The organism is Streptomyces sp. NBC_00083 (assembly GCF_026343295.1).
GTDB lineage: Bacteria > Actinomycetota > Actinomycetes > Streptomycetales > Streptomycetaceae > Streptomyces.
Map to the genome: position 1 here is coordinate 799123 of NZ_JAPELY010000003.1, position 25632 is coordinate 824754.

General features: G+C 74.7%; 13 protein-coding genes. 7 read left to right on the forward strand and 6 right to left on the reverse strand.

Going from position 1 to position 25632, the window contains the following annotated elements:
- Positions 1-10: 10 nt before the first annotated feature.
- From OOJ98_RS27510 to OOJ98_RS27530, 5 genes are all read left to right on the forward strand, one after another.
- Positions 11-1363: an ABC transporter substrate-binding protein gene (locus OOJ98_RS27510; RefSeq protein ID WP_267057726.1), complete on the forward strand. Its 1353-nt coding sequence runs from the start codon at positions 11-13 to the stop codon at positions 1361-1363.
- Positions 1360-2217 carry an ABC transporter permease gene (locus tag OOJ98_RS27515; protein ID WP_267057727.1) on the forward strand — a complete coding sequence of 286 codons (858 nt, stop codon included), beginning with the start codon at positions 1360-1362 and terminating at the stop codon, positions 2215-2217. Before OOJ98_RS27510 ends, OOJ98_RS27515 begins: the two co-directional genes overlap by 4 nt.
- Positions 2214-2972, forward strand: coding sequence for an ABC transporter ATP-binding protein (locus OOJ98_RS27520; protein ID WP_267057728.1), 759 nt, complete (start codon positions 2214-2216; stop codon positions 2970-2972). Before OOJ98_RS27515 ends, OOJ98_RS27520 begins: the two co-directional genes overlap by 4 nt.
- Before the next feature lie 10 nt (positions 2973-2982).
- Positions 2983-5736, forward strand: coding sequence for a fumarate reductase/succinate dehydrogenase flavoprotein subunit (locus OOJ98_RS27525; protein ID WP_267057729.1), 2754 nt, complete (start codon positions 2983-2985; stop codon positions 5734-5736).
- A 248-nt stretch (positions 5737-5984) separates the two neighbouring features.
- Positions 5985-6467: a hypothetical protein gene (locus OOJ98_RS27530; RefSeq protein ID WP_267057730.1), complete on the forward strand. Its 483-nt coding sequence runs from the start codon at positions 5985-5987 to the stop codon at positions 6465-6467.
- Between the two features lie 28 nt (positions 6468-6495).
- Here the strand turns inward: OOJ98_RS27530 and OOJ98_RS27535 are convergent, their stop codons facing one another.
- Positions 6496-8508, reverse strand: a complete 2013-nt coding sequence (locus tag OOJ98_RS27535) for a PP2C family protein-serine/threonine phosphatase (protein WP_267057731.1) — start codon at positions 8506-8508, stop codon at positions 6496-6498.
- 164 nt (positions 8509-8672) lie between these two features.
- Positions 8673-9056: an STAS domain-containing protein gene (locus OOJ98_RS27540; protein WP_267057732.1), complete on the reverse strand. Its 384-nt coding sequence runs from the start codon at positions 9054-9056 to the stop codon at positions 8673-8675.
- Between the two features lie 276 nt (positions 9057-9332).
- Between OOJ98_RS27540 and OOJ98_RS27545 the strand changes: the two genes are divergently transcribed.
- Positions 9333-10142, forward strand: a complete 810-nt coding sequence (locus OOJ98_RS27545) for an MEDS domain-containing protein (protein ID WP_267057733.1) — start codon at positions 9333-9335, stop codon at positions 10140-10142.
- Positions 10139-11119 carry a sensor histidine kinase gene (locus tag OOJ98_RS27550; protein ID WP_267057734.1) on the forward strand — a complete coding sequence of 327 codons (981 nt, stop codon included), beginning with the start codon at positions 10139-10141 and terminating at the stop codon, positions 11117-11119. Before OOJ98_RS27545 ends, OOJ98_RS27550 begins: the two co-directional genes overlap by 4 nt.
- Before the next feature lie 30 nt (positions 11120-11149).
- Here the strand turns inward: OOJ98_RS27550 and OOJ98_RS27555 are convergent, their stop codons facing one another.
- The 4 genes from OOJ98_RS27555 to OOJ98_RS27570 all read right to left on the reverse strand — a co-directional run bounded on the left by OOJ98_RS27555 (position 11150) and on the right by OOJ98_RS27570 (position 25558).
- Positions 11150-12064 (reverse strand): hypothetical protein, encoded by a 915-nt coding sequence (locus OOJ98_RS27555; protein ID WP_267057735.1) that lies wholly within the window; start codon positions 12062-12064, stop codon positions 11150-11152.
- Between the two features lie 197 nt (positions 12065-12261).
- Positions 12262-13218 (reverse strand): GNAT family N-acetyltransferase, encoded by a 957-nt coding sequence (locus tag OOJ98_RS27560; protein ID WP_267057736.1) that lies wholly within the window; start codon positions 13216-13218, stop codon positions 12262-12264.
- 174 nt (positions 13219-13392) lie between these two features.
- A complete protein-coding gene (locus tag OOJ98_RS27565; RefSeq protein WP_267057737.1) occupies positions 13393-14784 on the reverse strand; it encodes an MFS transporter in 1392 nt (463 codons plus the stop codon).
- A 223-nt stretch (positions 14785-15007) separates the two neighbouring features.
- Positions 15008-25558: a non-ribosomal peptide synthetase gene (locus OOJ98_RS27570; RefSeq protein ID WP_267057738.1), complete on the reverse strand. Its 10551-nt coding sequence runs from the start codon at positions 25556-25558 to the stop codon at positions 15008-15010.
- Between the last annotated feature and the right edge of the window lie 74 nt (positions 25559-25632).

Below are 25632 nucleotides of genomic sequence, written 5' to 3' on the forward strand. Positions count from 1 at the left end.
CCCAACCAGCATGCTCAGCAAGCGAGTCGCACCGCTGCTCGCCCTTGCCCTCGCCCTGCCGCTGGCCACCGGGTGCGGCGGCGCGGCCGGGGCCGACAGCGGCGGGGCGAAGTCGGTCACGGTCACCGTCGGCTACCAGTCCAAGACCATCAACACCGTCACCGCCGGCACCCTGCTGCGCTCCCTCGGCTACTTCGAGGAGGAGCTCGCCGCCCAGGGACGCAAGGACGGCATCGCCTACCACGTGAAGTGGCAGGACTACGCCACCGGTGCCCCCATCACCGCCCAGATGACCGCGGGGAAGATCGACATCGGGTCGATGGGTGACTTCCCCCTGCTCATCAACGCGGCCCGCGGCAAGGAGCTCAAGCAGCCGACGAAGCTCGTCTCCGTCACCGGCTACAACCTGCGCGGCGGCCTCAACACCGTTGTGGTCGCGCCCGGTTCGCCGCTGAAGACCCTGGGCGACCTGCGCGGCAGGAAAGTGTCCACCAGCGTCGGATCCGCCGCCGACGGCACGCTCGTCCGTGCCCTCCAGCAGGCGGGCATCGACCCGGACAAGGGCATCCACAAGCTCAACCAGCAGCCGAGCGTCGGAGCTTCCGCGCTCGCCGCCGGCAGTGTCGACGCGCTCTCGCAGTTCGTCGCGTGGCCGGGGCAACTGGCCTTCGAGGGCAAGGGCAACGCCCTCTACGACGGAGCCCAGTTGAACCTGCCGACCTTTCACGGCGTCACCGTGCGCGCCAAGTTCGCCAAGGACCACGCGGCGGTCCTCGACGCCTTCCTCGTGGCCCAGCGCCGCGCCACCGACTATCTGCGCGCCAAGCCGGTGGCCGCCGCGGAATCGGTGGCCAAGGAGACGGGGCTCCCCGCCGAAGTGGTCTACCTCTACAACGGTGCCGACGGCATCGCGACGTTCGACCCGGCCCTGCGCCCCGAACTGATCGCCGCGCTCAAGCGGGACGTGCCGGTCCTCAAGGCCGAGAAGCTCGTCGACGACGTCGACGTGGACGCCTTCGTCGATCCGGCGCCGCTCCGGCGCGCCGTGCGGGCGGCCGCCTACCCGCAGGCACCCGCGGCCAGGCCCGAACTGTGGCTCAAGGGCCAGGACACGACCCGCTCCTTCGACAGCGCCAACGCCCTGCTCGCAGCGGTCAAGGCCGCCAAGGGCGCCGACGTCCGGGCCGCGTACGTGCCCGACGCCGTCACCGGCACGCTCTGGCTCGCCAACCGGGCGGTGTGGGTGGCGGACGGGGCGGAGCTGCGCGCCTTCGTCACCCCCGCGGGCGCCCAGGCGTACGTCGCCCAGCACCCCGCCGCGCGGACCGTCGACTACGCGCACGCACTGGAGCTGGCCTCATGAGCGCGGGACGCTGGCTGGTGCGGGCCGCCTCGCTCGCCGCGGCGCTCGCGCTGTGGCAGCTCCTCACCTCGCTCGACGTCGACCTGTGGCTGCGCTTCTCGCAGTTCCCCACCGTCGGCGAGGTGGCCGCCGCCTTCACCGACCGGGCCGCGACGGCCGCATACTGGCAGGACCTCGGGTACAGCCTGCGCCGGATCGCGGTCGGCTTCCTGCTCGCCGCGGTCCTTGGCGTGGCGACCGGCACCGCCGTGGCCCGCTCGCGGTGGGCCGCGGACCTGCTGGGCCCGCTCATCGAGGTGGTCCGGCCGGTGCCCGCCATCGCCCTGGTGCCGATCGCGATCCTGCTGCTCCCCACCAACGAGCAGGGCATCGTGTTCATCACCTTCACCGCCGCCTTCTTCCCCGTGGTCGTCTCGACGCGGCACGCGGTGCGCGCGCTCAGCCCGGTATGGGAGGAGGCGGTGCTCACCATGGGCGGCGGCCGGCTCCGCGTGCTGTTCTCGGTGGTGCTGCCGGGCGCGCTGCCCGGCATCTTCGGCGGACTGTCGGTGGGCGTCGGCGTCTCGTGGATCTGTGTGATCTCCGCCGAGATGATCTCGGGGGAGTACGGGGTGGGCTACCGCACCTGGCAGGCGTACACCGTCGTCGACTACCCGGGCGTGTTCGTCGGCATGGTCACCATCGGTGCGCTCGGCTGGCTGACCTCGACGGCCGTGGAGCTCATCGGACGCCGGGCCACCGCCTGGCTGCCCCGCCCGGCCGGCGCCGGCCGGGTCACCCGCCGCACCACGACGGCCGCACGCCCGAAGCATCAGGCCGCCGCCCCCGTACCCGTGAAGGAGCCGGTCGCATGAGCACCACCACGACGCCGCCCGCCACGACCACCCCGACCGGCGCCGAACTCGTCTTGGAAGACGTGCAGTTGGGGCACCCCGACGGGCCCCCTGTGCTCGGCACGCTCGATCTGCGGGTGGCGCCGGGGGAGGTGCTGACCGTGGTCGGGCCCTCCGGCTGCGGCAAGTCCACCCTGCTGCGCACCCTCGCCGGACTGCTGCCCGCCCTCGGCGGCCGGATCAGCCAGGACGGGCGGCCGGTCACCCGCCCCGACGCCGACCGCGCCCTGGTCTTCCAGCACGACGCCCTGCTGCCCTGGCGGACCGTGCGCGCCAACATCGAGCTGCCGTCCGCGATCCGGGGGGTCCCGAAGGACGAGCGGCGCCGCGCGTCGGCCGAGTGGCTGGAGCGCATCCAGCTGTCCGGGCACGCCGCCAAGCTGCCGCACCAGCTCTCCGGAGGTCAGCGCCAACGCGTCCAGCTGGCGCGGGCGTTGGCGGGGCGGCCCCGCGCCGTCCTGATGGACGAGCCGTTCGGCGCGCTCGACGCGCACACCCGGTCCGGGATGCAGGACCTGCTCGTGGACATCCTCGGCGCGTCCGGCGCCACCGTCATCTTCGTCACCCACGACGTGGACGAGGCCCTCCACCTCGGTGACCGGGTCGCCCTGCTCGCCGCGGGCCAGGTGCTGACGGTCCCGCACCCGCGGCAGCGGGACGCGGCCGGGGCCTCCGCCACGACGGCGCTGCGCCGCCGCATCCTCGCCTCCCTCTGAAAGGCCCCCCGTGGAAACCCCTTCGACGACCGCCCCCGCCCTCGCCGACGCCACCGAGTTCGCCTGCGACGTGCTCGTCATCGGCGGCGGCACCGCCGGCACCATGGCGGCGCTCACCGCCGCCGGACGCGGCGCCAACGTCCTGCTCCTGGAGAAGGCGCACGTGCGGCACTCCGGCGCGCTCGCCATGGGCATGGACGGGGTCAACAACGCGATCATCCCGGGCCGCGCCGAACCCGACGACTACGTCGCCGAGATCACCCGCGCCAACGACGGCGTCGTCGACCAGTCCACCGTGCGCCAGACCGCGACCCGCGGCTTCGCCATGGTCAAGCGCCTGGAGTCGTACGGGGTCAAGTTCGAGAAGGACGAGCACGGCGAGTACGCGGTCCGACAGGTCCACCGCTCGGGCTCGTACGTGCTGCCCATGCCCGAGGGCAAGGACGTCAAGAAGGTGCTGTACCGGCAGTTGAGGCGCCGCGAGATGCGCGAGCGGATCCGCATCGAGAACCGGGTGATGCCGGTACGGGTCCTCACGGCCGGCGGCCGGGCGGTCGGCGCCGCCGGATTCAACACGCGCACCGGCGAGTTCGTCACGGTGCGGGCGGGCGCCGTCATCCTGGCCACCGGCCCGTGCGGCCGGCTCGGCCTGCCCGCGTCCGGCTACCTCTACGGAACGTACGAGAACCCGACCAACGCGGGTGACGGCTACGCCATGGCCTACCACGCCGGGGCCGCGCTCACCGGCATCGAGTGCTTCCAGATCAACCCGCTGATCAAGGACTACAACGGGCCGGCCTGCGCGTATGTGGCCAACCCGTTCGGCGGCTACCAGGTCAACCGGCACGGCGAACGGTTCGTCGAGTCGGACTACTGGTCGGGGCAGATGATGGCCGAGTTCTCCGCCGAACTCGCCTCCGACCGGGCGCCGGTGTACCTCAAGCTCAGCCATCTGCCCGAGGAGACCATCGGCGCCGTCGAGTCGATCCTGCACACCACGGAACGGCCCACCCGGGGCACCTTCCACCAGGGCCGCGGCCACGACTACCGCACCCACGACATCGAGATGCACATCTCGGAGATCGGACTGTGCGGCGGACACTCCGCGTCGGGCGTCCGCGTCGACGCGCACGCCCGGACCACCGTGCCCGGCCTGTACGCGGCCGGCGACCTCGCCTGCGTACCGCACAACTACATGATCGGCGCGTTCGTCTACGGCGACCTGGCCGGCGAGGACGCCTCCCGGTTCCCCTGCTACGAAGGGGAGTTGCCCACCGACCAGGTCGCCGCGGCGCACGAGCTGATCTACCGGCCGCTGCGCCACCCGGACGGGCCGCCGCAGCCCCAGGTGGAGTACAAGCTCCGCCGGTTCGTCAACGACTACGTCGCACCGCCGAAGACCGGCGCCAAACTCTCCCTCGCGGTCGAGGCCTTCGACCGGATGGGCGGGGAGATCGCCGCGATGGGGGCGCGCACCCCGCACGAGCTGATGCGCTGCGCCGAGGTGAGCTTCATCCGGGACTGCGCCGAGATGGCCGCCCGCTCCTCGCTCGCCAGGACCGAGTCCCGCTGGGGCCTCTACCACCAGCGCCTGGACCATCCGGAGCAGGACGACGCGGGCTGGCTGCACCATCTCGATCTGCGTAAGTCCCCCTCCGGGGCGATGGAGTTCACCGCCCGGCCGGTCGAGCCGTACGTCGTCCCCGTTCCCGAGTTCACCCCGGTCGGCGGGCCTGAGCGGCCGCTCGGCGAGGTCGCGCTCGTGCCCGTCGCCACGGCAGGACCGCGCGAGACCGCCCCGGCGGCGAGGACGGCGCCGACGGCCGGCGCGGGGGGCGCGGACGCCGCCCCGGCGGCGCCCGCCGAACCTCCGGCCCCGCTCCCGGCGTCGGCGCCCAGCCCGGCCCTGCTGCGGCTGCTCGCCCTCGCCGAGGAATCCCCCGATCTGGCGACGCTCGACCCCTACCTCGCCGACGCCGACCCCGCGGTGCGCGCGACAGCCGTCACCGTGCTCGGCGAGACCGTACCGTCCGGCGCCGGGATCGCGCTGGCCACACGACTGCGCGACGGCTCGCCTCCCGTACGGTCCGCCGCCGCGGCCGTCCTGCGCGAACTGGTCGAAGTGCTGCCGGCCGAGGCCGCGTTGGGGGCCGCGCTGCGCGAGGCGCTCGACGTGCCCGACCCCGCCGTGCGCACCGCGGCCCTCGAAGTGCTGCGGGCGCTGCGGCTCGGCGACGCGCCGGTGTACGCGGCCCTGCTCGCCGACGCCGACATCGAGGTACGCATCCACGCGGTGCGGGGCCTGGTGGCGGTGGACGCCGTCGCCGAGCTCTCCCGGGCCGCGGCCGACGCCGCGCGCGAGGTGAGGGTGGCGGTGGCCCGGGGTGTCGCGGCCCTGCGCCGACCGGCGCCCGGGACGCTCGACCCGCTCCTGGTCGACAGTGACCCGCTGGTCAGAGGGGCGGCGCTCGCCGCACTCGCGGCGACCGGCTGCCCGCCCGCGTACGCGGAACCCGCCGCCGCCGCGCTCGCCGACCCGGCCTGGCAGGTCAGGGCGGGAGCCGCCGCTGCCCTGAAGGCGGCCGCGCCCGACGAGGCCGTCCCCGCCCTGGCCAAGGCGCTCGCCGACGCCAACGCGGACGTCCGCAAGGCCGCCGTCCTGTCCCTGCTGGCCCACCGCGCCCACCCCGATGCGCGCGGCGCGCTGGCGACCGCCACCACCGACCCGGACGCCGACGTCCGAGCGTACGCCGGGCGCGCCTGACGAGGCGGCACCCGGGCGGGGCCCCTGGGGGTCCGGCCGGACGCGCGGCGAGGCTCCTCGCATCCGTGTCCACCGGGCGCACGACGCCCGGCAGCACCGCGGCAACTCGCCTTCTCCCGGCGCTCCTTCTCCCGGAAGGCATGGGCAGGGCAAAGCCTTCCGGGAGATGTTGATCCACGGCTCGGCGGACTCGACACTGTGTCCCGGCGCACCCGGAACGGGGCGTGTGACCAAGGAGAGCGCAGGACATGAACAGACCGATACCGGGCACCGTCGAAGTCTCGGTGCGCCACATCCTCAGCGACCGTACGACCGGCTTCCTCGTCCGGACCCGCAGGATCACCTGGCGGGACAACGTGTACCGGGTGCGCCGCCCGGCGACGGGCACGGAGAGCGTCGAGCTGACCTGCCCGGTGTGCGACGCCTCCCTGCTCGCGGAGGTGCGCACCGAGACCCGTGCGCGGCGGACCGGCGTCGTCCTGCTGGTCCTCGCCGCCCTGAGCGCCGTCGTCTTCTTCGTGGCGTTCGGCTACGCGATCCACGAGGGCGGCCGCACCCTGCCGGAGGGCCAGTCGCTCCCGGTCCTGTTCCCGATCGCCGTCGCCGCGATCGCCGTGACGTTCGTCGCCGCTCCCACCTTCTTCTTCCGGGGGCGCCGCCACAACGGCGTCTCCTTGCTGGACGCCCCCAAACCGCGGCGTCTGCACCGCATCGTGCCGGTGCGCGGCTGAGTGACGGCCCGGCACCGTCCGCGGGCGTTCAGGCCCCGGACTCCTCCCGCCCGCTCCGGCGGACCACGAGCACGGCCCGGTCGTCGACGTGCCCCGTCATCGAGTCGGTCTGCGCCATGAGGACGTCGGCGATCTCGGCGAGGGGCGCCTCGCGGCGGCGGGCGGTGGCCTCGCAGATGACGGCGAGGCCGGCGTCGATCGGCAGCCGAGGGCCCTCCACCAGGCCGTCCGTGACGAGAGCGAGCAGGTCACCGGGGGCCATCTCCAGCGCGTGCACCGGAAAGCGGCTGCCCGGGACCACCCCGAGCGGCGGGCCGCCCGGGTACTCGCGCACCTGGGCGCCGTCCCCCGTCGAGTGCACCAGCGGTACGTGCCCGGCGCGCGCGGTCACGACCCGCCCGTCGGGGGTGAGCAGGGCGTACAGACAGGTCGCGAAGACCGGCATCCGCATCTGGAGCATCAGGTCGTTGGTGCGGGCCAGCACCTGGTCCGGGGCCGGCTCCTGCCAGGCGTACGCGTGCATCGCGGTGCGCACCTGCCCCATCAGCGCGGCGGCCTGCACATTGTGTCCCTGGACGTCGCCGATGATGCACGCGGTGCCGCCGTCCGGCAGGGCGATCACGTCGTACCAGTCGCCGCCGACGTCCAGCCCCTCGTGCGCGGGGCTGTAGCGCGCCTCGATCTCGTACCCCACGACGGCCGGCAGCGTGGCGGGCAGCAGATCGCGCTGCACGGTGCCGGCCAATTCGGTGCGGGCCGACTGCAGCCGGATGCGCTCCCACGCCTGCCCCGCGACGTCGGCCATGACGCCGACGAGGGTGCGCTCCTGATTCGAGAGGTCGTGCGGCCGGTCGAAGGTCACGACCCAGCCGCCGAGCGGTGCGGCGCCCTGGCCGCGCAGGGGGATCATCACGAACGACTCGGCGGAGGTGGCGTCCAGCAGACCGTGTGCCTGCGGCCACGACCGCCGGTAGTCCTCGCGGGTCGCGATGAACTGCGGCGTCCCGGTGCGGATGGCCTCGGTCAGGGGCTTGGGCGCGTCCAGCGGCAGGCCGTGCAGGGAGCGGGCGAGCGCGGGATCGATCCCGGCGCCGAACGTGACCCGCAGCCTCTCGTCCTCCACGAACGCCAGCAGGGTGCCGGTGCCGCCGAACGCGGGCGCCACCTTGTTGAGGATCGCGGCCGTCAGCTCGTCCTCCGTGGCGGCGGCCACGAACGCGGCGGCCAGCTCCTGTACGAGGTCGCCGCGCCGCCGTGCGTCGGCGTGCGCCTTGACGAGCGTCTGGTGGCGTTCCACGGCCGCCGTGGTGTTCGTGGTCGTTCCCACGACGCGCCGCCCCCCGTCGAAGCCGAAGCGGACGAGGCGGGCGAGGGTGCGCAGCCAGTTCAGGCGGCCGTGCTCGTCGGCCATGCGGAAGTCGACGTCCACCCGCTGGGCGTGGCCCCTGCGCAGCGCCCAGAAAGCGGCCTCCACCCGGCTCACGTCCTGCGCGCACACCAGGCCGAGCAGCGCGTCGAGGGACATCGTGTCGCCGGGGCCCATGCCGTTGTACAGGCGCTCACCGTCGAGCCAGCTGAACGCGTCCGCCTCCTCGTCGTAGACCCACAGCGAGTGGTCGGCGAGGACGGTCATGGAGCGCAGCGCCTCCCAGTGCAGCCACTCGCCCTCTTCCTCCTCCTCGATCTCCACCAGCACGGCGGGATCGCCGTCGCAGCGGTCGATGCGGCGCGCCGACGTCATGCAGATGACCGCGCCGCCGGGGTGGGCGTACTCGATCGGCTGGCGGAAGACGCGGCCTCCGCCGTGCAGGGCGTCCAGGAGCAGCTGGCGCGAGATGGACACGCTGGTCGGTGCCAGGAGGTCGGTGAAGGACCACCGCGGCGTCGCGTCGCCGAGCAGGGCGGCGCGGGCCCGCGGACTCGCCTGGACGAGCTCCGCGGCCCCGGCGGGCTCGGCGGCGGGTGCGACCAGCATCCACATGCCGTCGGCGCGCGGCGCGGCGGGGCGGAGGCAGGCGTGAGGGGCGGTGTCTTCGCGCATGGACATCGATCTCGATAGCGACGGGATGGGGCGGGCCTTCCTGCGGGCGGGTCTTCCATCCCAGCCGACCCGGGAAGCCCCCGCCGCCCGCGAAAGTCATCTGCTGCGGGACGAAGGTCCCCTACGACCCGTCACCTCGCGGACCCGCCCGCCGCGGGACGTGTCTACCGGCGTCCTGAGTCGGGCCCGCAGGAGGCGGCGGCTTCGAGGGTGGGATGCAGGGTGAAGAACTGGTCCGTGCCGGTGACGTGCAGCAGGCGCAGCAGGCTCTCGGAGGGGGCGGCGATGCTCAACGCGGTGGCGGCGTGCACATGGAGCAGGACGTTGAGTGCGGAGGAGTCGCAGAACGTGATGCGTGAGGCTTCCAGAATCACGTGCCGGTGCCGGCCGGCGGCTTCCTCGAGGGCGTCCTTGAGCGGGCCGAGCGTGTCGAGGTCGAGGTCACCCGTGGCCTCGATCGCCCAGGCGTCGTGCAGCGGGTACTGCGCGCCGAGCACTCCGGCCGGCGGCACGGCTGCCCCGTGGTCCGCTCCGTGTTCTGTCGTCATGCGGAGAGTATGCCCACCTCCGGCTCCCGTGGTCCGCATCGGTGTGCGCGTGCGCGCATCACAACATGGCTGCGGGGCCCCTTTGTTGGGTTCTGGGCCGATTGCCGTCCCCGGCTCCGTCGTGGGCCTCGTCCCCGGCCCGCTCTCCGGCCTCCGGATGTTCCGTCCGGCACCCGCCGCGAACCCCGCCGGGCCGTCCGGCGGCTGCGGTTCGGCTAGGCTCGGCATTCTGCGTACATCCCGCCCCTGGGCGGCCGGCGGCCGGAAGGGGGCCAGGTGAGAGCGGCGCGGGCGTTGGCGACACTGGACGAGGTCGAGCTCGGGGACCACGTCTGCTGGCGCATGCGGCCGGCCGGCGAGTCCCTGGCCGATGCGCGGGCGTTCGTGGCGGACGGAGCCCTGTACGGAGACAAGATCGTGGTCGTCGGCTCCGCCGGCGCCATCGCGCGGATGCCCCGGGACGCCCGGCCCAGCGCGTCCGTCGTGCTCGACGTCCCGGGCGCCGCCGACTCCGACTTCGTGCTGGCGGCGGTGCGCCGCGAGGCACGTACGGCGGTACGCGAGGGGTTCCGCTCCGTCCGCGTCCTCAACGAGAGGACGGCGCCGAAAGCGGTCCCCGGCGCCCGGGAGGAGCTGCTCGCCCAGGAGCTCAAGCTCGACCAGTTCGCGTCGGAGAGCGGCGCGATCGTGGTCTGCGCGGTGAGGCCCTCCGAGTGGGACGCGCCTACGCTGGAACACATGGGATGTGTGCACCCGCACGAGGTGGGCATGCGTGCTGAACACCCGGCGTTCCGCATGTTCAGCACGGGTGCCGACAGCTGGAGCGTGGACGGTGTGATCGACTCGGAGTGTGCGCCGGTGTTCAACGCGGCGGTACGGGCGGCCGCGCTGCGCGCCCCCACGGTGACGCTGCGTTTCGACACCCTCGACATGATCGACGCGGCGGGCATGCACGCCCTGGTGGACGCGGCCCGGACGCTGCCGGACCGGCGCGTCCTCGTGGAGGGCGCCAATGAGACCGTCCGCCTGTGCTGGGAACTGGCCGGTTACGCGACGGCCGACGTTTCGGTGGTGATGGGCGCATGAGCGGCACTCCGTCCCCGACGACGTCCGAGCCGGCGGGCACGCCCGACGCGCCCGAGCCCGGGTTCCGCCACGAGCTGTACCCCTACCGCGGTGACGCGCAGTTCCTCTCCGGCACCCAGGGCTTCATCCGCGAGGCCCTGGAGGCGGGGGAGGCCGTCGTCGTCGCCGTCCCCGCGGAGAAGGCGTCGCTCCTGCGCGAGGAGTTCCCCGACGAGTCCGCCGTCACCTTCGTGGAGACCTCGACGGTCGGCGCGAGCCCCGGCCGGCTCGTCGCGGCCTGGACGGCCTGGATGAGCGAGCGCGGCGAGGGCGGCAGGCCGGTGCGCGGCATCGGCGAGACGGCCTGGCGCCAGGCGCGCAGCGCGGCCCACCTGTCCGAGCTCCGCTACCACGAATGGCTCCTCAACCGGGCCTTCGCGCGCAGCCAGGCCTGGTCGATGCTGTGCCCCTACGACGCCGCCGACGAGGACCAGAGCGCCCTGGACTCCGTCTCGCGCTGCCACCCGCTGATCCACCAGGACGGGCGGTCCATGAACAACGAGGGCTACCTCGGCGCCGAGGAGTACGTCTTCGACGCGCTCGGCGACCCCTGCGACCCGCACCAGGAACTGACCTACACCAGCGGCGACCTGTCCGCGATCCGGTCCAAGGTGTCCCAGTGCGCGACCGACGCGGGGGTCCCCGACGACCGGCTGCCGAAACTCGCGGTGGCCGTCACCGAGATCGCCACGAACAGCATCCGCCACGGCGGCGGACAGGGCACCCTGCGCACCTGGGCGGAGCCCGCGACGTTCCTCTGCGAGTTCCGGGACGGCGGCTACATCTCCGACGTCATGGCGGGCCGCACCCGCCCGAAGGCGGACCAGTTGGGCGGCCGCGGCCTGTGGCTCGCCCATCAGCTCTGCGACCTGGTCGAGATCCGCTCGACCCCCGACCAGGGCACCACCATCCGGCTGCACATGGACATCCCGCAGTAGGACGGCCCCGGTCGCAGCGGATCGCCCGGCTCACCGGGGCGACAGCACGATCCGGACCACGTAGGGCAGCACCTCGTCCAGGCGCGCGTCGTGGTCGAGCAGCACCGCGGCCGGTGTGAGGCCCTGGGAGCGCAGCGCGTCCAAGGGGTGGGACCACTGCGGGCGGGCGGACCGGCGCGCGGTGGTGTCCTCCTGGGCGCCGGTGATCGGCGGGATCGTATGCAGACCCGAACTGCCGCCCGGCCGTGCGGTGTTGAGGCACAGCGCGCGTTCGGAGGCGGTGCGGACGGCCGCCGCCAGAGTCGGGCCCGTCGCGACGACGGTGTCCGGCGCCGCATCCGCCCGCCCGCCCGCGACCGTCGCCCTGTCCGGGACGAGCCGCACCGCGCAGGCGGGCAGCGACAGCAGGCCCGACAGGTCGTGCGCGACGGGCTCGCCCCTTGTCCGCAGCGCGCGCAGCAGGGCCTGGGGCACGGCCCTGGCCGGCTCCGCGTCGCGCACCGGCGGCGCGGCCGGCCCGCCCGCCTCGCCCCCGAGCCCGACGCGGTGCGGACGCAGCCGGGGCACCCGGGTGCCGGGCCGCGCGAGGCGTTCGGCGATGAGCGCTTCGCAGTGCGCCGCCAGGCCCGATTCGAGGGCGCCAAGCCAGGTGAGACCGGCCGCGACACCCACCCGGTCGCCGGCCGGTGCGCCCGGCGCCCGGCGCAGCGCGCCCGTCACCAGGTCGAGCGCCCAGGCCTCGGGCGCCGGGCCGCGCGCCGCGTACGCGGCGAGTCCGGTCAGCGCCGTCCCGACGTCCGCTCCGGCGGACAGGACGCCCGGCAGCGCGCGGGCGGCCCGGTCGAGCAGCGCGCTCCCGTCGAGCGCCGGACCGCCGGCCCGGGACACGAACGCGGCCCGAGCCTCGGTCTCGGTCGCGGCGAGGGCCGGCTCATCGATGCTCATCTCGGGTTGTTCCTCTTCCAGATCGTTCGGCGCGTGTCCGTGTCCGTGCACGTGGCCCGGTGGAATTCCTGGGGGCCATCGAAGCGAGTGGGGATATTCACCGGATACACGCCCGATCTCGGCCGTACGCGGTCGGCGGCTCGCGGCGGCCGGCAGTGGTGCGCCCCACCGCCGGCCGTGGCCCGTGGCCCGCGGGTTCAGAAGGCCGAGAGCACCAGGCGGCAGGAGTCGCTGCGGTACCCCACGCGTTCGAAGGCCGCGGCCATCGGCGTGTTCGTCATGTCGGTGTCGGCCCTGACGCGCTCGGGGCCGGTCTCGGCCGCCAGGATCCGGGTGATCTCCCCGAGGATCTCGTCCGCGTACCCACGGCCACGGTGCTCGGGCAGGACGCCCAAGTACCCGACCACGGGGCAGGCGTGGTTGCGTGAGGGGAGTCCGAAGCCCACCAGGCCGCCCTCGGGGGTCCACGCGGTCCGCCACCAGGACCGGTCGCCGGGCATGCTGTCGCGGTAGAACGCCACGTCGTCGCGGGCCTGGGTGCGGGCGCCGACGCGTTCGGCCTCCTTGCGGGACGTGGCGTCGAGGCTGTCCGCGAGGACCCGGTGGAACAGGTCGACGAAGACCTCGTCGTCGGGTTCGGCACGGAACACCAGCCGCCCGGACGGTTCGGGGAGGCCGGCCGCGGGCGTCCACTCGTATCGCAGCCGCTCCAGGCTCGCCGGAAGCCCGGCGCGCCGGGCCGCTTCCTGCCGCCAGGTCACCGCCGCGACGGTGTCGGGCCGGCCGCGCCAGTCGGAGGGCAGGAAGAGGTGGTACTCCGGCGCCGTCGCGGCACCGGCCGCGGCGTACGCCTCGTGTGCGGCGGTCAGCAGCCGGGCGGCGAGGGCCGTGCGGTCGGCGTCCGGCACCGACGCGTGCACGAACAGCCCGTCCAGGGCGCCGGGTTGGGCATCGTCGGGGCCGCCCCACCAGACGGCGAGCGCGAGCGGGGTACGGCCGGGTCCGTCGTCCGCGATCCACGTCCAGGCGTGACGGTACTCACCGGAGGAGACGCGGGCCGTATAGGTGTCGGCCGTCATGCCGGCGGCGGGGTCGGTGACGATGAGCGGAAGGAAACGGTCGAGGTCCGCTGCGGTGGTGGGGCGGAAGATCACGGTGCCTCCGGGGCGGTGACGTGGGGTCGGTGGAACGGGAGCCGGCGAAGTGGGGCCGTACCCCGTACTGGTCGGGCAGGTGCGTCCCCGCTGAACGTATGCCGGATGGTCCCTCTACGACGACGGCTGGTCGGCGTGCGGGCGGGCGCGGAGTTCGGGACGCGCCCCACGCGTTCATGCGGCGGGCCGTGTGCCGCCCGCTTCGGGTTCGAGCCGGTCGGACGGCGGCCGCGGCGACTTCGCGGCGTACGGCGTGTCGGGCGCGGGCGGCGTGTCCGCGTCGGGCGGCGCTGCCAGGGCCGTGACGGTGTGGCGGCGGCCCGTGAGGGCGATGAGGGCCAGCGCCAGGCCCGTGCAGCACAACAACAGCGCACTGCCCCGGTCGCGGGCCGTGGTGAGGAGCCGGCCGACCGTGGAGGCGAGCGGGCCGCCCGCGTCCACCAGCGGGCCGCAGACCTGCGAGGCGAGCGGGCCGGCCAGCAGGAAGCCCAGCATGGTGCCGCCCTGCGTGAACATGCGGCGCAGCGCGAAGACCCGCCCCTGGGCCTCGGCGGCCACCGCGGACTGCCACAGCACCTGGGCGCAGCCGGTGACCACCGGCAGCCCGAGGAAGAACGTGAAGGCGGCTCCCGCGAGCAGCCCCGGGCGCGGGTGGAGACCCGCGAGCAGGACCGCGCCCCCGCTGAGGACGGTGGCCGAGGTGATCCAGAGCATCGGCCTGCGCGGAAGCCGGCAGATGGACATGGCGACACTGCTGACCGCGAGGCCCAGCCCCCCGCAGGTGCTGACCAGGGCGACCGCCGCGTTCTGTTGGGCCGGCGGGGTGCTGGAGAGGACCAGCGGCAGCAGCAGGGCGGTCGCGGTCGCCTCCGCCGCGTTGAACACCGTCACCACGCGCAGGAGATGACGAAGGCCCGGTTGCGCCGTGAGCAGCCGCCGCCCCTCGCTCAACTCGCGGCGCCATCCCCGGCGTTGACCCGAGCGTCCCCGGTTGCCGTCCAGGCCGGGCGGCTCGGGGAAGTGGGCGGCCAGCACGGTGAACAGGCCCAGCGCGAACGAGGCGACGTCGACGACGAGGACGGCGCGCAGCCCGCCCACGCCGAGCAGCGTGGCGGCGAGCATCGGGCCGAGGAGCTGCGCCACGGCCAGCGCGGTCTGCGTCATCGCACCGGCCCTGCCCCGCTGTTCGGGCCGGACCATGCCGGTGACGGCCGCCGCGAGGGCGGGCCACTGGAAGGCCGCGCAGCACGACTCCAGGACGGTGACGGCGTACACCTGCCAGACGGCGAGGTGTCCGGTCGACTGGGAGAGGGCCATGGCCACGGCCGCGATCATGGCCGCCGCGTCCGCGCAGAGCAGCACGGTGCGGCGCCGGTACCGGTCGACCAGGACTCCGGCGGCGGGCGCGGCCAGCATGCCCGGCGCGAAGCCCAGCAGCAGGCCGGTGGCGAACTGCGTGACGGAACCGGTCTGTTGGTAGATCCACAGGCCGAGCGCGAAGCCGGAGATGCTGGAGCCGAGCGCGGTGATCAGCCGGCCCGCGCAGACGAGGAGGAAGGTGGTCATGACGCCTCTGGGCGGTGTCGGACGACCCGGGCGGACGAGCGGCGGCCGGTGACACCCCGCCGGTCGGCGGGTTCGGCTGAGAGGGGCGGGCCCATGGGGCGGCTCCGTTCGGTGGCGGGACGGGGGAGGGGGGGAAGGGCACATCAACTGGCGTTCGCGGAAGCTGATGTGGGGGCGACGGTGCGGCCGTGCGGCGGGCCGGCCGCACCGGCCGGGGTGTTCCTCAGCGCAGGTGGGAGGCGAGCACCGGGCCGATCAGAGTCAGCGCCTCGGGCGTGGTGAAGCGGCTGTGCGGGATGTCCAGCGGATGGTTCTCCACCGGGCCGTCCACGTGCTCGCTCCACAGCTCCGCCAGCGGCACGCCGTCGGCGCCCCGGCCCGGCAGGGCCTCGAAGAAGAGCACCCGGCCCCGGTAGCGGCCCGGCCGCTCGCCCTGGGCCAGCGCGAGGTTGTTGGCCGTCACCCGCACCAGCCGCCCGAGCGCTTCCGGGTCGAGGCCGCCCAGCACGCTGCCGCGCTCCCGCAACAGCTCCAGTACGGCGTCGGCCGTGGGCAGCCCGTGGCCGAGGGCCGCGCCCGGGTCCGCCGGGACGGCTGCCGCGAGCTCGTCGAGGTCGAGGCCGTCCAGGGCGAGCGAGAGGATCTCCGCGTCGCTGGGCCGCCCCGCGTGCCGGAACCGGCCGGTGGGGTGAGAGTCGAGCATCGCGAGCAGCGCCACCTCCTCGCCCGCCGCCTGGATCTGCCGCGCCATCTCGTGTGCCACCGTGCCGCCGAACGACCAGCCGAGCAGGTGGTACGGGCCGTGCGGCTGCACCTCGCGGACCAGCCGCAGATAGTCGGCGGTCATCTCGGCCACGCTGCCCGGCAGTTCACCGTCGCCGTCGAGGCCGCGGGCCTGCAGCGCGAAGAGCGGACGGTCACGGTCGAGGTGGCGTGCGAGCCCGGAGTAGCACCAGCCGAGGCCGCCGCCCGGGTGCACGGCGAACAGCGGCGGGCGCGATCCGCCGGTGCGCAGCGGCAGCAGCCGGCCGAGTCCCCCGTCGTCCAGCGCCCCGCCGTCCGCGCCGATCCGCTCGGCGAGCAGGGCCACCGTCGGCGTCTCGAACAGGGCCCGCAGACCGACCTGGACGTTCAGCTCCGCACGGATCCTGGCGGTCAGCCGCGCGGCGAGCAGCGAATGCCCGCCCAGATCGAAGAAGTTGTCGTCGATGCCGACGCCCTCGACGGACAGGGTGGTCGCGAACAGGTCGCACAGGACGTGTTCGTGCGGGGTGCGCGGTGCTCGCGCCGCCGGGGTGCGGCCGGCGGTGGGCGCGGGCAGCGCCCGGCGGTCGAGCTTGCCGTTGGGGGTGAGCGGCAGCGCGTCGAGCAGCACCGTGCCGGACGGGACGAGGTGGGCGGGGAGGTGGGCGACGGCGTGGGCGCGCAGCTCGGCCGGATCGGGGGCCGCACCGGGGGCCGGCACGAGGTAGGCGACGAGCCGCTGGTCGCCGGGGTGGTCCTCGCGGAGCAGGACGGCGGCCTGCGCGATGTCGGGACGGTTGGTGAAGTGCGTTTCGATCTCGGCGGGTTCGACGCGGAAGCCGCGCAGCTTGAACTGGTCGTCGGTGCGGCCGAGGAATTCGAGCCGCCCCGCGCCCTGGTCGTCGTACTGCCAGCGGCCGAGGTCACCGCTGCGGTACATCCGCGCGCCGGGCTCGCCGAAGGGGTCGGGAAGGAACCGCTCGGCGGTCAGGCCCGGCCGGCCCAGGTAGCCGCGGGTCACCAGGGCGCCCGCGATGAACAGCTCGCCTCCGACACCGATCGGAAGGGCCCGCAGTGCCTCGTCGAGGACGTACATCCGCGTGTTCCAGACCGGTGTGCCGATGGTGATCACGCCGGAGGGCGCGGTGTCACCGGGCTCGATGCGGAACTCGGTGCAGCCCACCGTGGTCTCGGTGGGACCGTACTCGTTGATCACCGTGGTGCCCGGGTGCCGGCCGCGCCACTCGTCGAGGACCTCGCCCATCAGGGACTCGCCGCCGAGCACCAGCTGCTCGCTGGGGGAGAAGCGCTCGGGCAGCGCGGTCAGCAGGGCCAGGTGGCTGGGGGTCGCCTTGACGAAGGTCGGCCGTTCGAACTCCCGGGCCGTGGGCGCCTGGTCGTCGAGTTCGATGAGCTGGACGGACCCGCCGCTGGTGAGCGGGGCGAAGAGGCCGGTGACGGTGAGGTCGAAGGAGACCGGCGAGTGGACGAGCGCTCGCCCCGCCACGCCGGCGTAGGCCTCGCGGGCCCAGGCCAGGTAGGCGTCGAGGGAGTGGTGCTCGACCACGACGCCCTTGGGGCGGCCGGTGGAGCCGGAGGTGTAGATCACATAGGCGGGGTTGCGCGGTGACAGGGGAGCCGAGCGGTCGGCGTCGGTGAGGTCGTGCGCCGGAAGGGCGGCCAGCTCGGCGACCGTGCCGGGCGCGTCGAGCAGCAGGCGCGGATGGCCCGTGGCGGGCAGAAGGGCGGCCGCATCCGTGGTGGTGAGCACGCACAGCGGGCCGGCGTCGGCCAGGGTGTAGGCGATCCGCTCGCCCGGGTGGGTGAGGTCGACCGGCAGGTAGGCCGCGCCGGACTTGAGCACCGCGAGCACGGCCACCAGGGTTTCGACGGAGCGCGGCACGGCCAGCGCGACGAGCAGTTCGGGTCCGGCTCCCTGGGCCACCAGATGACGGGCCAACCGGTTGGCGTCGGCGTCCAGTTGGGCGTAGGTGAGGGTGTCGGCGCCGCAGGAGACGGCGGTGGCGTGCGGGGTGCGGGCGACCTGAGCGGCGAACAGCTCCGGCAGGCAGAGGCCGGGCAGCGCGCGGGTCGGGCCGCTCCAGTCGGAGAACAGCACCTGGCGCTCGTGGGCGTCCAGCAGGTCGGTGTTGTGGATGGAGGTGTCGGGGTGCTCGGCGGCGGCGTCCAGGATCCGCAGGAACTGGGCCGCGAGCCGCTCCACCGTGGCCGGCTCGAACAGGTCGGCCGCGTACTCCACGGTGACGGTGAGACCGCCGGGGGAGCCGTCCTCGGCGTGGTGTTCCGTGACCGTGAACGACAGGTCGAACTTCGCGGCCCCCTCGAACTCCACGTCAGCGGCGGCCGGTTCGGGCCCGGTCGCGCCGGGCGTGTTGTTGAGGGTGAGGGCGGTCTGGAAGAGGGGGTGGCGGTGCGGGGAGCGGCTGGGGTTGACGGCCTCGACGAGCCGCTCGAAGGGGAGGTCCTGGTGGGCGAGGGCGGTGAGGCCCACGTCGCGGGTGCGGTGCAGGAGCTGGGTGTGGGTCGGGTTGCCGCCGGTGTCGGTGCGCAGGACCAGGGTGTTGACGAAGAACCCGACCAGGCCGTCCAGCTCCGGTACGGTGCGCCCGGCGGTCGGGGTGCCGATCGGCACGTCGCTGCCCGCGCCGTTCCGGGTGAGCAGGGTGGCGAGCGCGGCGTGCAGGGAGTGGAACAGCGTGGCCTGATGCGTACGGGCGTGCGCCACCAGCGCGCGGTGTACGGCCGGGCCGGTGCGCACCGTGTGGTTGCGCGCGCGGTGGGTGGGGTGGGCCGGTCGCGGGTGGTCGGCGGGGAGGGCGATCTCCTCGGGGAGCCCGGCGAGGACACCGCTCCAGTGCGTGAGCTGATCGTGCAGGGGCGTGCCGGGGGTGTCGGCGTCTCCGAGGTGGCGCCGCTGCCACAGGGCGTAGTCGGCGTACTGGACGGGCAGCGCCGCCCAGTCCGGCGCCTGCCCCCGCACCCGGGCGTGATAGGCGGTGGTGAGGTCCTCGCTGAGCGGACGCATCGACAGTCCGTCACCGGCGATGTGGTGCAGCACCAGGACCAGCAGGTGATCCCGCGGTGCGAGGGTGAACAGGGCCGCACGCAGCGGGAGTTCGGCGGTCAGGTCGAAGGGGCGGGCGCACAGGGCGCCGATGTCGTCACGGGCCCCGGCCTCGTCGGTCTGCGTCACGGCCAGCGGCACCAGGCCCGCGGCGGCCGGCCTGATCTCCTGGCACGGCTCGCCGTCTTGCGCGGGGAACACGGTCCGCAGCGTCTCGTGCCGCGCGACCACGTCGTCCACGGCCCCGCGCAGCGCGGCCGTGTCGACCGCCTCGGTCAGGCGCAGCACCACCGGGATGTTGTACGAGGCGCGCTCGGTCTCGTCCATGCGGTTGAGGAACCAGAGGCGGGCCTGCGCCGAGGAGAGCGGGACGCGGTCCGGCCGGGGCTCGGCGCGTACCAGCGGCGGCAGGGCGACGGCCGGGCGGGCGCCGTCCAGACGCTCGGCGAGCGCCGCGACGGTGGGCGCCTCGAAGAGGTCTCGTACGCCGATGTCCGCGTGCAGCTCGGCCCGTACCGCGGCGACCAGGCGCATCGCGAGCAGCGAGTGGCCGCCGCGTTCGAAGAAGTTGTCGTCGATGCCGACGCGGTCGGTGGAGAGGGCCGAGGCGAAGAGCCCGCACAGCGCTTCCTCGAAGGGGGTGCGGGGGGCTCGGGCGGGCGCGTCGGACGCGCTGTGCGCGTCGGGCGCCGGCAGGGCGCGCCGGTCGAGCTTGCCGTTGGCGGTGAGCGGCAGCGTGTCCAGGAGGACGACGGCGGACGGGACGAGATGGGCGGGCAGGCGGGCCGCGGCGTGCGCGCGCAGCTCGGCCGGGCCGGGGAGCACGGACGCGTCGGCCGTGTCGGCCGTGTCGGCCGGAACCAGGTAGGCCACCAGACGCTGGTCGCCCGGGTGGTCCTCGCGCAGCAGCACGGCGGCCTGGCCGATGCCGGGGAGGGCCGCGAAATGGGCCTCGATCTCGGCGGGTTCGATCCGGAAGCCGCGCAGCTTGATCTGGTCGTCGGTGCGGCCGAGGAATTCGAGGTGCGCCCCGCCCCGCTCGTCGTGGCGGCGGCGGCCGAGGTCACCGGTGCGGTACATCCGGGCGCCCGGCTCGCCGAACGGATCCGGCAGGAAACGCTCGGCGGTCGCGGCGGGACGGCCCAGATATCCGCGGGCGACGCCGGCGCCGCCGATGTACAGCTCGCCCGGGACCCCGGTCGGCAGCTGACGCAGTCCGGCGTCCAGCACCTGGACCCGCATGTTGTCCAGGGGGCGGCCGATCGGCACGGTGCTGCCGAGCGGGTCGCCGGCCTCGATGGGGTGCCGGGTCGCGAAGACGGTGGTCTCGGTCGGGCCGTAGCCGTCGACCACCCGCAGCCCCGGATGGGCGGCCAGTACGCGGCGCACGGCGGTCGCCGGGACCACGTCGCCGCCGGTCATGACCTCCCGCACGCCGGCGAGGCTCTGCGGCGCGGCCTCGGCGAGCAGCCGGAACAGGCCCGCCGTCAGCCACAGCGCGGTGACGCGGTGGTCGGCGATCAGGCGTCCGACGGCCGCGACGTCCAGAGCGCCGGCCGGTGCGACCACCACCTCGCCGCCGTTGAGCAGCGGCACCCACAGCTCGTAGGTGGCCGCGTCGAAGGCGTGCGGGGAGTGGAACAGGACCCGCTCGTGGTGACCGTCCCCGCGCCACCAGCGGTCGGCGGCCAGGGCGGCCACGTCGGCGTGGGTGACCGCCACGCCCTTGGGGCGGCCGGTCGAGCCGGAGGTGTACATCACGTAGGCGAGCCGGTCCTGCTGTACGGCGGGGACGGGCGGGGCGGGTGTGGCGGGCAGGGGCGCCGAGACGTCCACCACGCGGACGCCCGCCGCGGCCCGGTCCCGCACGAACGGCAGGTCGCGGGTGGCGGCGTCCACCAGGAGCAGCTCCGCGCCGGTGTCCTCCAGGACCAGCGCCATCCGCTCGGCGGGCCAGCTCTCGCTCAGCGGCACGTACGCGCCGCCGGCCCGCACCACGGCGAGGGTGGAGACCACGAGGGCGGCCGAGCGCTCCTGGAGGAGCGCGATCCGGCGTTCCCCGCCCGCGCCGAGCGCCACCAGATGACGGGCCAACCGATCCGACCGGGAGGCGAGTTGGGCGTAGGTGAGGGTGTCGGCGCCGCAGGTGACGGCGGCGGCGTGCGGGGTGCGGGCCACCTGCGCGGCGAACAGCTCCGGCAGAGCGGCATCCGGCAGCGGGTGCACGGCGCCGCGGGCGAGGGCCGCGACCTGTGCCCGGCCGCTCTCGCCGAGGAGATCGGCGGTGCCGATCGGGACGTCGGGGTGGTGGGCGGCGTGGCGCAGGGCGCGCTGGAACTGCTCCGCGAGCCCTTCGGCGGTGGCGGCCTCGAAGAGGTCGGCGGCGTACTCGACGGTGACGGTGAGACCGCCGGGGGAGCCGTCCTCGGCGTGGTGCTCGGTGACCGTGAAGGACAGGTCGAACTTGGCGGCGCTCTCGAAGTCCATGTCCTGGGCGTCGGGCTGCCCCGGCGCGTCGGTGGCGGTGTTGAGGGTGAGGGCGGTCTGGAAGAGGGGGTGGCGGTGGGGTGCGCGCGCGGGGTTGAGCGCCTCGACGAGCCGCTCGAAGGGGAGGTCCTGGTGGCTGAGGGCGGTGAGGCCCACGTCGCGGGTGCGGTGCAGGAGCTGGGTGTGGGTCGGGTTGCCGCCGGTGTCGGTGCGCAGGACGAGCGTGTTGACGAAGAACCCGATGAGGTCGTCGAGTTCGGGGTGGGTGCGGCCCGCGGTGGGGGTGCCGATGGGCAGGTCGGTTCCGGCGCCGTTGCGGGTCAGGAGGGTGGCGAGGGTGGCGTGCAGGGTGTGGAAGAGCGTGGCCTGGTGGGCACGGGCGTGGATGGCGAGCCGGCGGTGGGTGGCCGCGTCGGTGTGGGACGTGTGGCGGGCGGCGCGGTGGGTCGGGGCGGCGGGCCGCGGGTGGTCGGCGGGCAGCGGGATCTCGTCGGGGAGGCCGGCGAGGTGCGCGGTCCAGTGGGTGAGCTGGTCGTGCAGCGGCGTACCGGGGGTGTCGGTGTCGCCGAGGTGCTGGTGCTGCCAGAGGGTGTGGTCGGCGTACTGGACGGGCAGCGGGCTCCACTCGGGCGCACGGCCGGCGGCCCGTGCGTGGTAGGCGGCGGTGAGGTCACGCGTCAGGGGCCGCATGGACCAGCCGTCGCCGACGATGTGGTGCAGCACCAGAACGAGCCGGTGCTCGTCCGGCGCGAGGGTGAACAGGGCCGCGCGCAGCGGTAGTTCGGTGGTCAGGTCGAAGGGCCTCGCACACAGCTCGGTAATCCGGGAGCGGGCTCCGGCCTCGTCCGTGACGGCCACGGTCAGGGGCACCGGGCCGGGGCCGGCCGGGAGGATGTGCTGGCGGGGCTCGCCGCCGGTCTCGGGGAACAGCGTGCGGAGCGTCTCGTGCCGCTCGACCACGTCGTCGAGCGCGGCCCGCAGGGCGCCGGTGTCCAGCGCCCCGGTCAGCCGCAGCACGACGGGCATCGTGTAGGCGCCGGCCCCGCTCTCCATGCGGTTGAGGAACCAGAGACGGGCCTGGGCGAAGGAGAGCGGGATGCGGTCCGGCCGGGGCGCCGCGACCACCAGGGGCGGCAGCGAGGCCGCGGGGCGGGCCTGTTCCAGGCGGGCGGCCAGAGCCGCGACGGTGGGCGTCTCGAAGACGTCGCGCACGCTGGTCGCGGTGCCGAGTCCGGTGCGGACGGCCGCGGCCAGGCGCATCGCGAGCAGGGAGTGCCCGCCGAGATCGAAGAAGCTCTCGTCGATGCCCGGTTCGCGGTCGGTGCCGAGGACATCGGCGAAGATCCGGCACAGCGCGGCTTCCCGCTCGTCGCGCGGGGCCCGCCCGCTCGGGCCCTCCTCGCGCCGCGGCGCGGGCAGCGCCCGCCGGTCGAGCTTGCCGTTGGCGGTGATGGGGAGCGCGTCGAGCACCACCAGGGCGGACGGCACCATGTAGCCGGGAAGCGACGCCATCAACTCGGCGCGCAGGGCGCCCACGTCGGGCTCCGTGCCGGGAGAGGCAACGACGTAGCCCACCAGGTCGCGCTGGGCCGGACGGTCCTCGCGCACCACCGCGGCGGCGGCGGACACCGACGGCAGGGCGGCCAACGCCGCCTCCACCTCGCCGAGTTCGATCCGGAAGCCGCGGATCTTCACCTGGTCGTCGAGCCGCCCGAGGAACTCGATCGCGCCGTCCGGCAGCCGCCGCGCCAGGTCGCCGGTGCGGTAGAGCCGGTCGCCCGGCCCGCCGAACGGGTCGGGGACGAACCGCTCGGCCGTGAGACCCGGGCGGCCCAGATAGCCGCGGGTCACCTGGGCGCCGCCGATGAACAGCTCACCCGGCACCCCGACCGGCACCGGCTCGCCGCCGCCGTCCAGGACGTACGCCCGGACGTTGCCCAGCGGCCGGCCGATCGGCACGGTCGCCGTGGCGGCGAGCCGGTCGGCCCGCGGGCGGTGGGTGGTCACGCCGACGGTGGTCTCCGTCGGCCCGTAGTGGTTGAGGACCTCGCACCCGGCCCGGCCGAGCAGCTCGCGCACCCAGGAGCTGGTCGAGCCCTCGCCGCCGAGGATCAGGCCCCGCCGGGGCAGCACCCGGTGTTCGGCGCCGGGCCCTTCGAGGGCCGCCAGGTGCGAGGGGCTGATCTTCAGGTAGTCGACCGTGTGCTCCGCGAAGTAGGCCGCGAGCAGCTGCCCGTCCGACGCGGTGTCGGCGTCCACCATGTGCAGGGTGCCACCGCCCAGGAGCGCCGACGAGAGCACGGTGACGCACGAGTCGAACGTGAACGGCTGCACCATGGCGTAGCCGGCCCCGTCCGCCAGATCCAGCGCGGACACCACCGCGGTGCGGTAGTTGAGCAGCTGGCGGTGCTCGACCACCACGCCCTTGGGCCGCCCGGTCGAGCCGGAGGTGAACAGGACGTACGCCGCCCGGCCCGGGTCGACCCTCACATCGGGCGCGGTGTCGGGGAGCGCGCCGAGGCCGGCCTCGTCCACCACCACCGCCCGCACACCCTCGGGCAGCAGCCCGGCCGACGACGCGCGCGTGATCACCACGGGGGCGCCGGTGTCGGCGAGCATCATCGCCATCCGCTCCCGCGGCTGCGCCGGATCGATCGGGACGTAGCAGCCGCCCGCCTTCAGGACGGCCAGCAGCGCGACCACGGTCCAGGCCCCGCGCTCCAGGCAGATCCCGACCGGGGTCTCCGCGGCGACGCCCAGTCCGCGCAGATGGTGGGCGAACCGGTTGGCGAGCCGGTCGAGGTCTCCGTAGCGGTACGTGCCGTCGGCGCCGACCACCGCGACGGCCCCCGGCGTCCGCGCGGCCTGCTCGGCGAAGCGGCCGTGGAAGGTGCCGGCCGGCACCGGCAGGGCCGTGGCGTTCCAGGTGTCGAGGACGAGGGCGCGCTCGGCGGGCGGCAGCAGCGGCAGCCGGCCGACCGGCCGGTGCGGGCCGGCCGAGGCCTCACGCAGCACGGTGGCGTAGTGGGCGAGCATCCGCTCGGCGGAACGCTCCTCGTAGCGGTCGGCGCGGTGGACCAGGGTCAGCGTCAGGGTGGTTCCGTCGTCCGAGACGGTGAAGGTCAGATCGCGCTTGGCGTCGACGGGCCCGGCCCCGTCCAGCGGGGACAGCGTCAACTCCTCGTCCTGGGAAGGCGTTTGAGCGGTGCCGGGCGTGCCCGTCGGGCCGCCGGGGGCGCTCTGGTCGAGGACCAGCATGGTGCGGGCGAGGCCGTCCGGGGAGCCGGCCCGCAGCTGCGCCGCCAACTGCTCGAACGGCACCTCCTGGTGCTGGAAGTCGCGGCGGGTCGCCTCGGTGACCCGGTCGAGCAGCTCGGCGAAGGTCGGCTCGCCCGTCAGGTCGCCGCGCAGCAGCAGCGTGTTGACGAAGCAGCCGATGAGGCCTTCGAGTTCGGTGCGTTCCCGGCCGCCGACCGGCGTGGCGACCACCGGGTCCGTGCCGCCGCCGTAGCGGTGCAACAGCACCTGGAGGGCCGCGAGCGCCACCGTGAAGAGCGTGGTGCGGTGCCCCGCGGCCAGCGCCCGCAGCCCGGCCGTGACATCGGCGGGCAGCTCCAGGGTGTGGGAGCCCGCGCCGGCGCCGCCCTCGGGCCGTCCCGTCGCGGTGGCCGGGGGAGGGGTGTCGTTCAGGCCGGAGAGCCGCTCCTGCCAGTACCGCAGGCTCTCCTGGTGGGCGGCGCCCTCCAGACGGCCGCGCTGCCAGGCGGCGAAGTCGCCGTACTGCACCGCCAACGGCTCCGGCGCCTGCGGCCCGTCCGCCGCCCGGTAGGCCGCCGAGACCTCGGCGAGCAGAACGTTCACCGACCAGGCGTCAGCCACGATGTGATGAGCCGTCAGTGCCAGGACGTGTTCGCGCTCCGAGGCGCGCAGCAGTACGGCACGGAGCAGCGGCCCGGACGCCAGGTCGAACGGGGTGCGGGCCTCGTCGGCCAGCCGCTCGCGCACCCGCGCCTCGGCCTCGTCCGGCGTCAGACCCGTGAGGTCCACGACCGGCAGGCCGAACTCGGCCTCGTCATGGACGAGTTGGGAGGGAAGGCCGTCCGTGCCCGCGGCGAAGGTGGTGCGCAGCACCTCGTGCCGGGCGATCACCGTCCGGAACGCCAGGGACAGCCGCTCGGTGTCCAGCGGCCCCGAACAGGCCACCGCCATCGGCACGTTGTACGCCGCCGACTCCGGAGCCAGCTGCTGTGCCAGCCAGATCTGCTCCTGCGTGAACGAGAGCGGCACCGGCGCCCCCGCGGCGCGGCGCGGCACCCCCTGGGCGGGCCCGGCCGGGCGCCGGGCCGTCCGCTCGCGCAGCCGGGCCTCCAGCCTGGCCCGCTGTTCGGGCGACAGGCCGGCGATACGGCGGGCGGTGTCGGCGGCGGTGGCGTCGGCGGCGGTGTGGGTGGTGCTCACGGTGCTCTCCCCGGAGAAGGTCAGGCGGGCCCGAAGGCGGGTCGTGGAATGCGGAGCCGGGCCGGCGGTCGGGG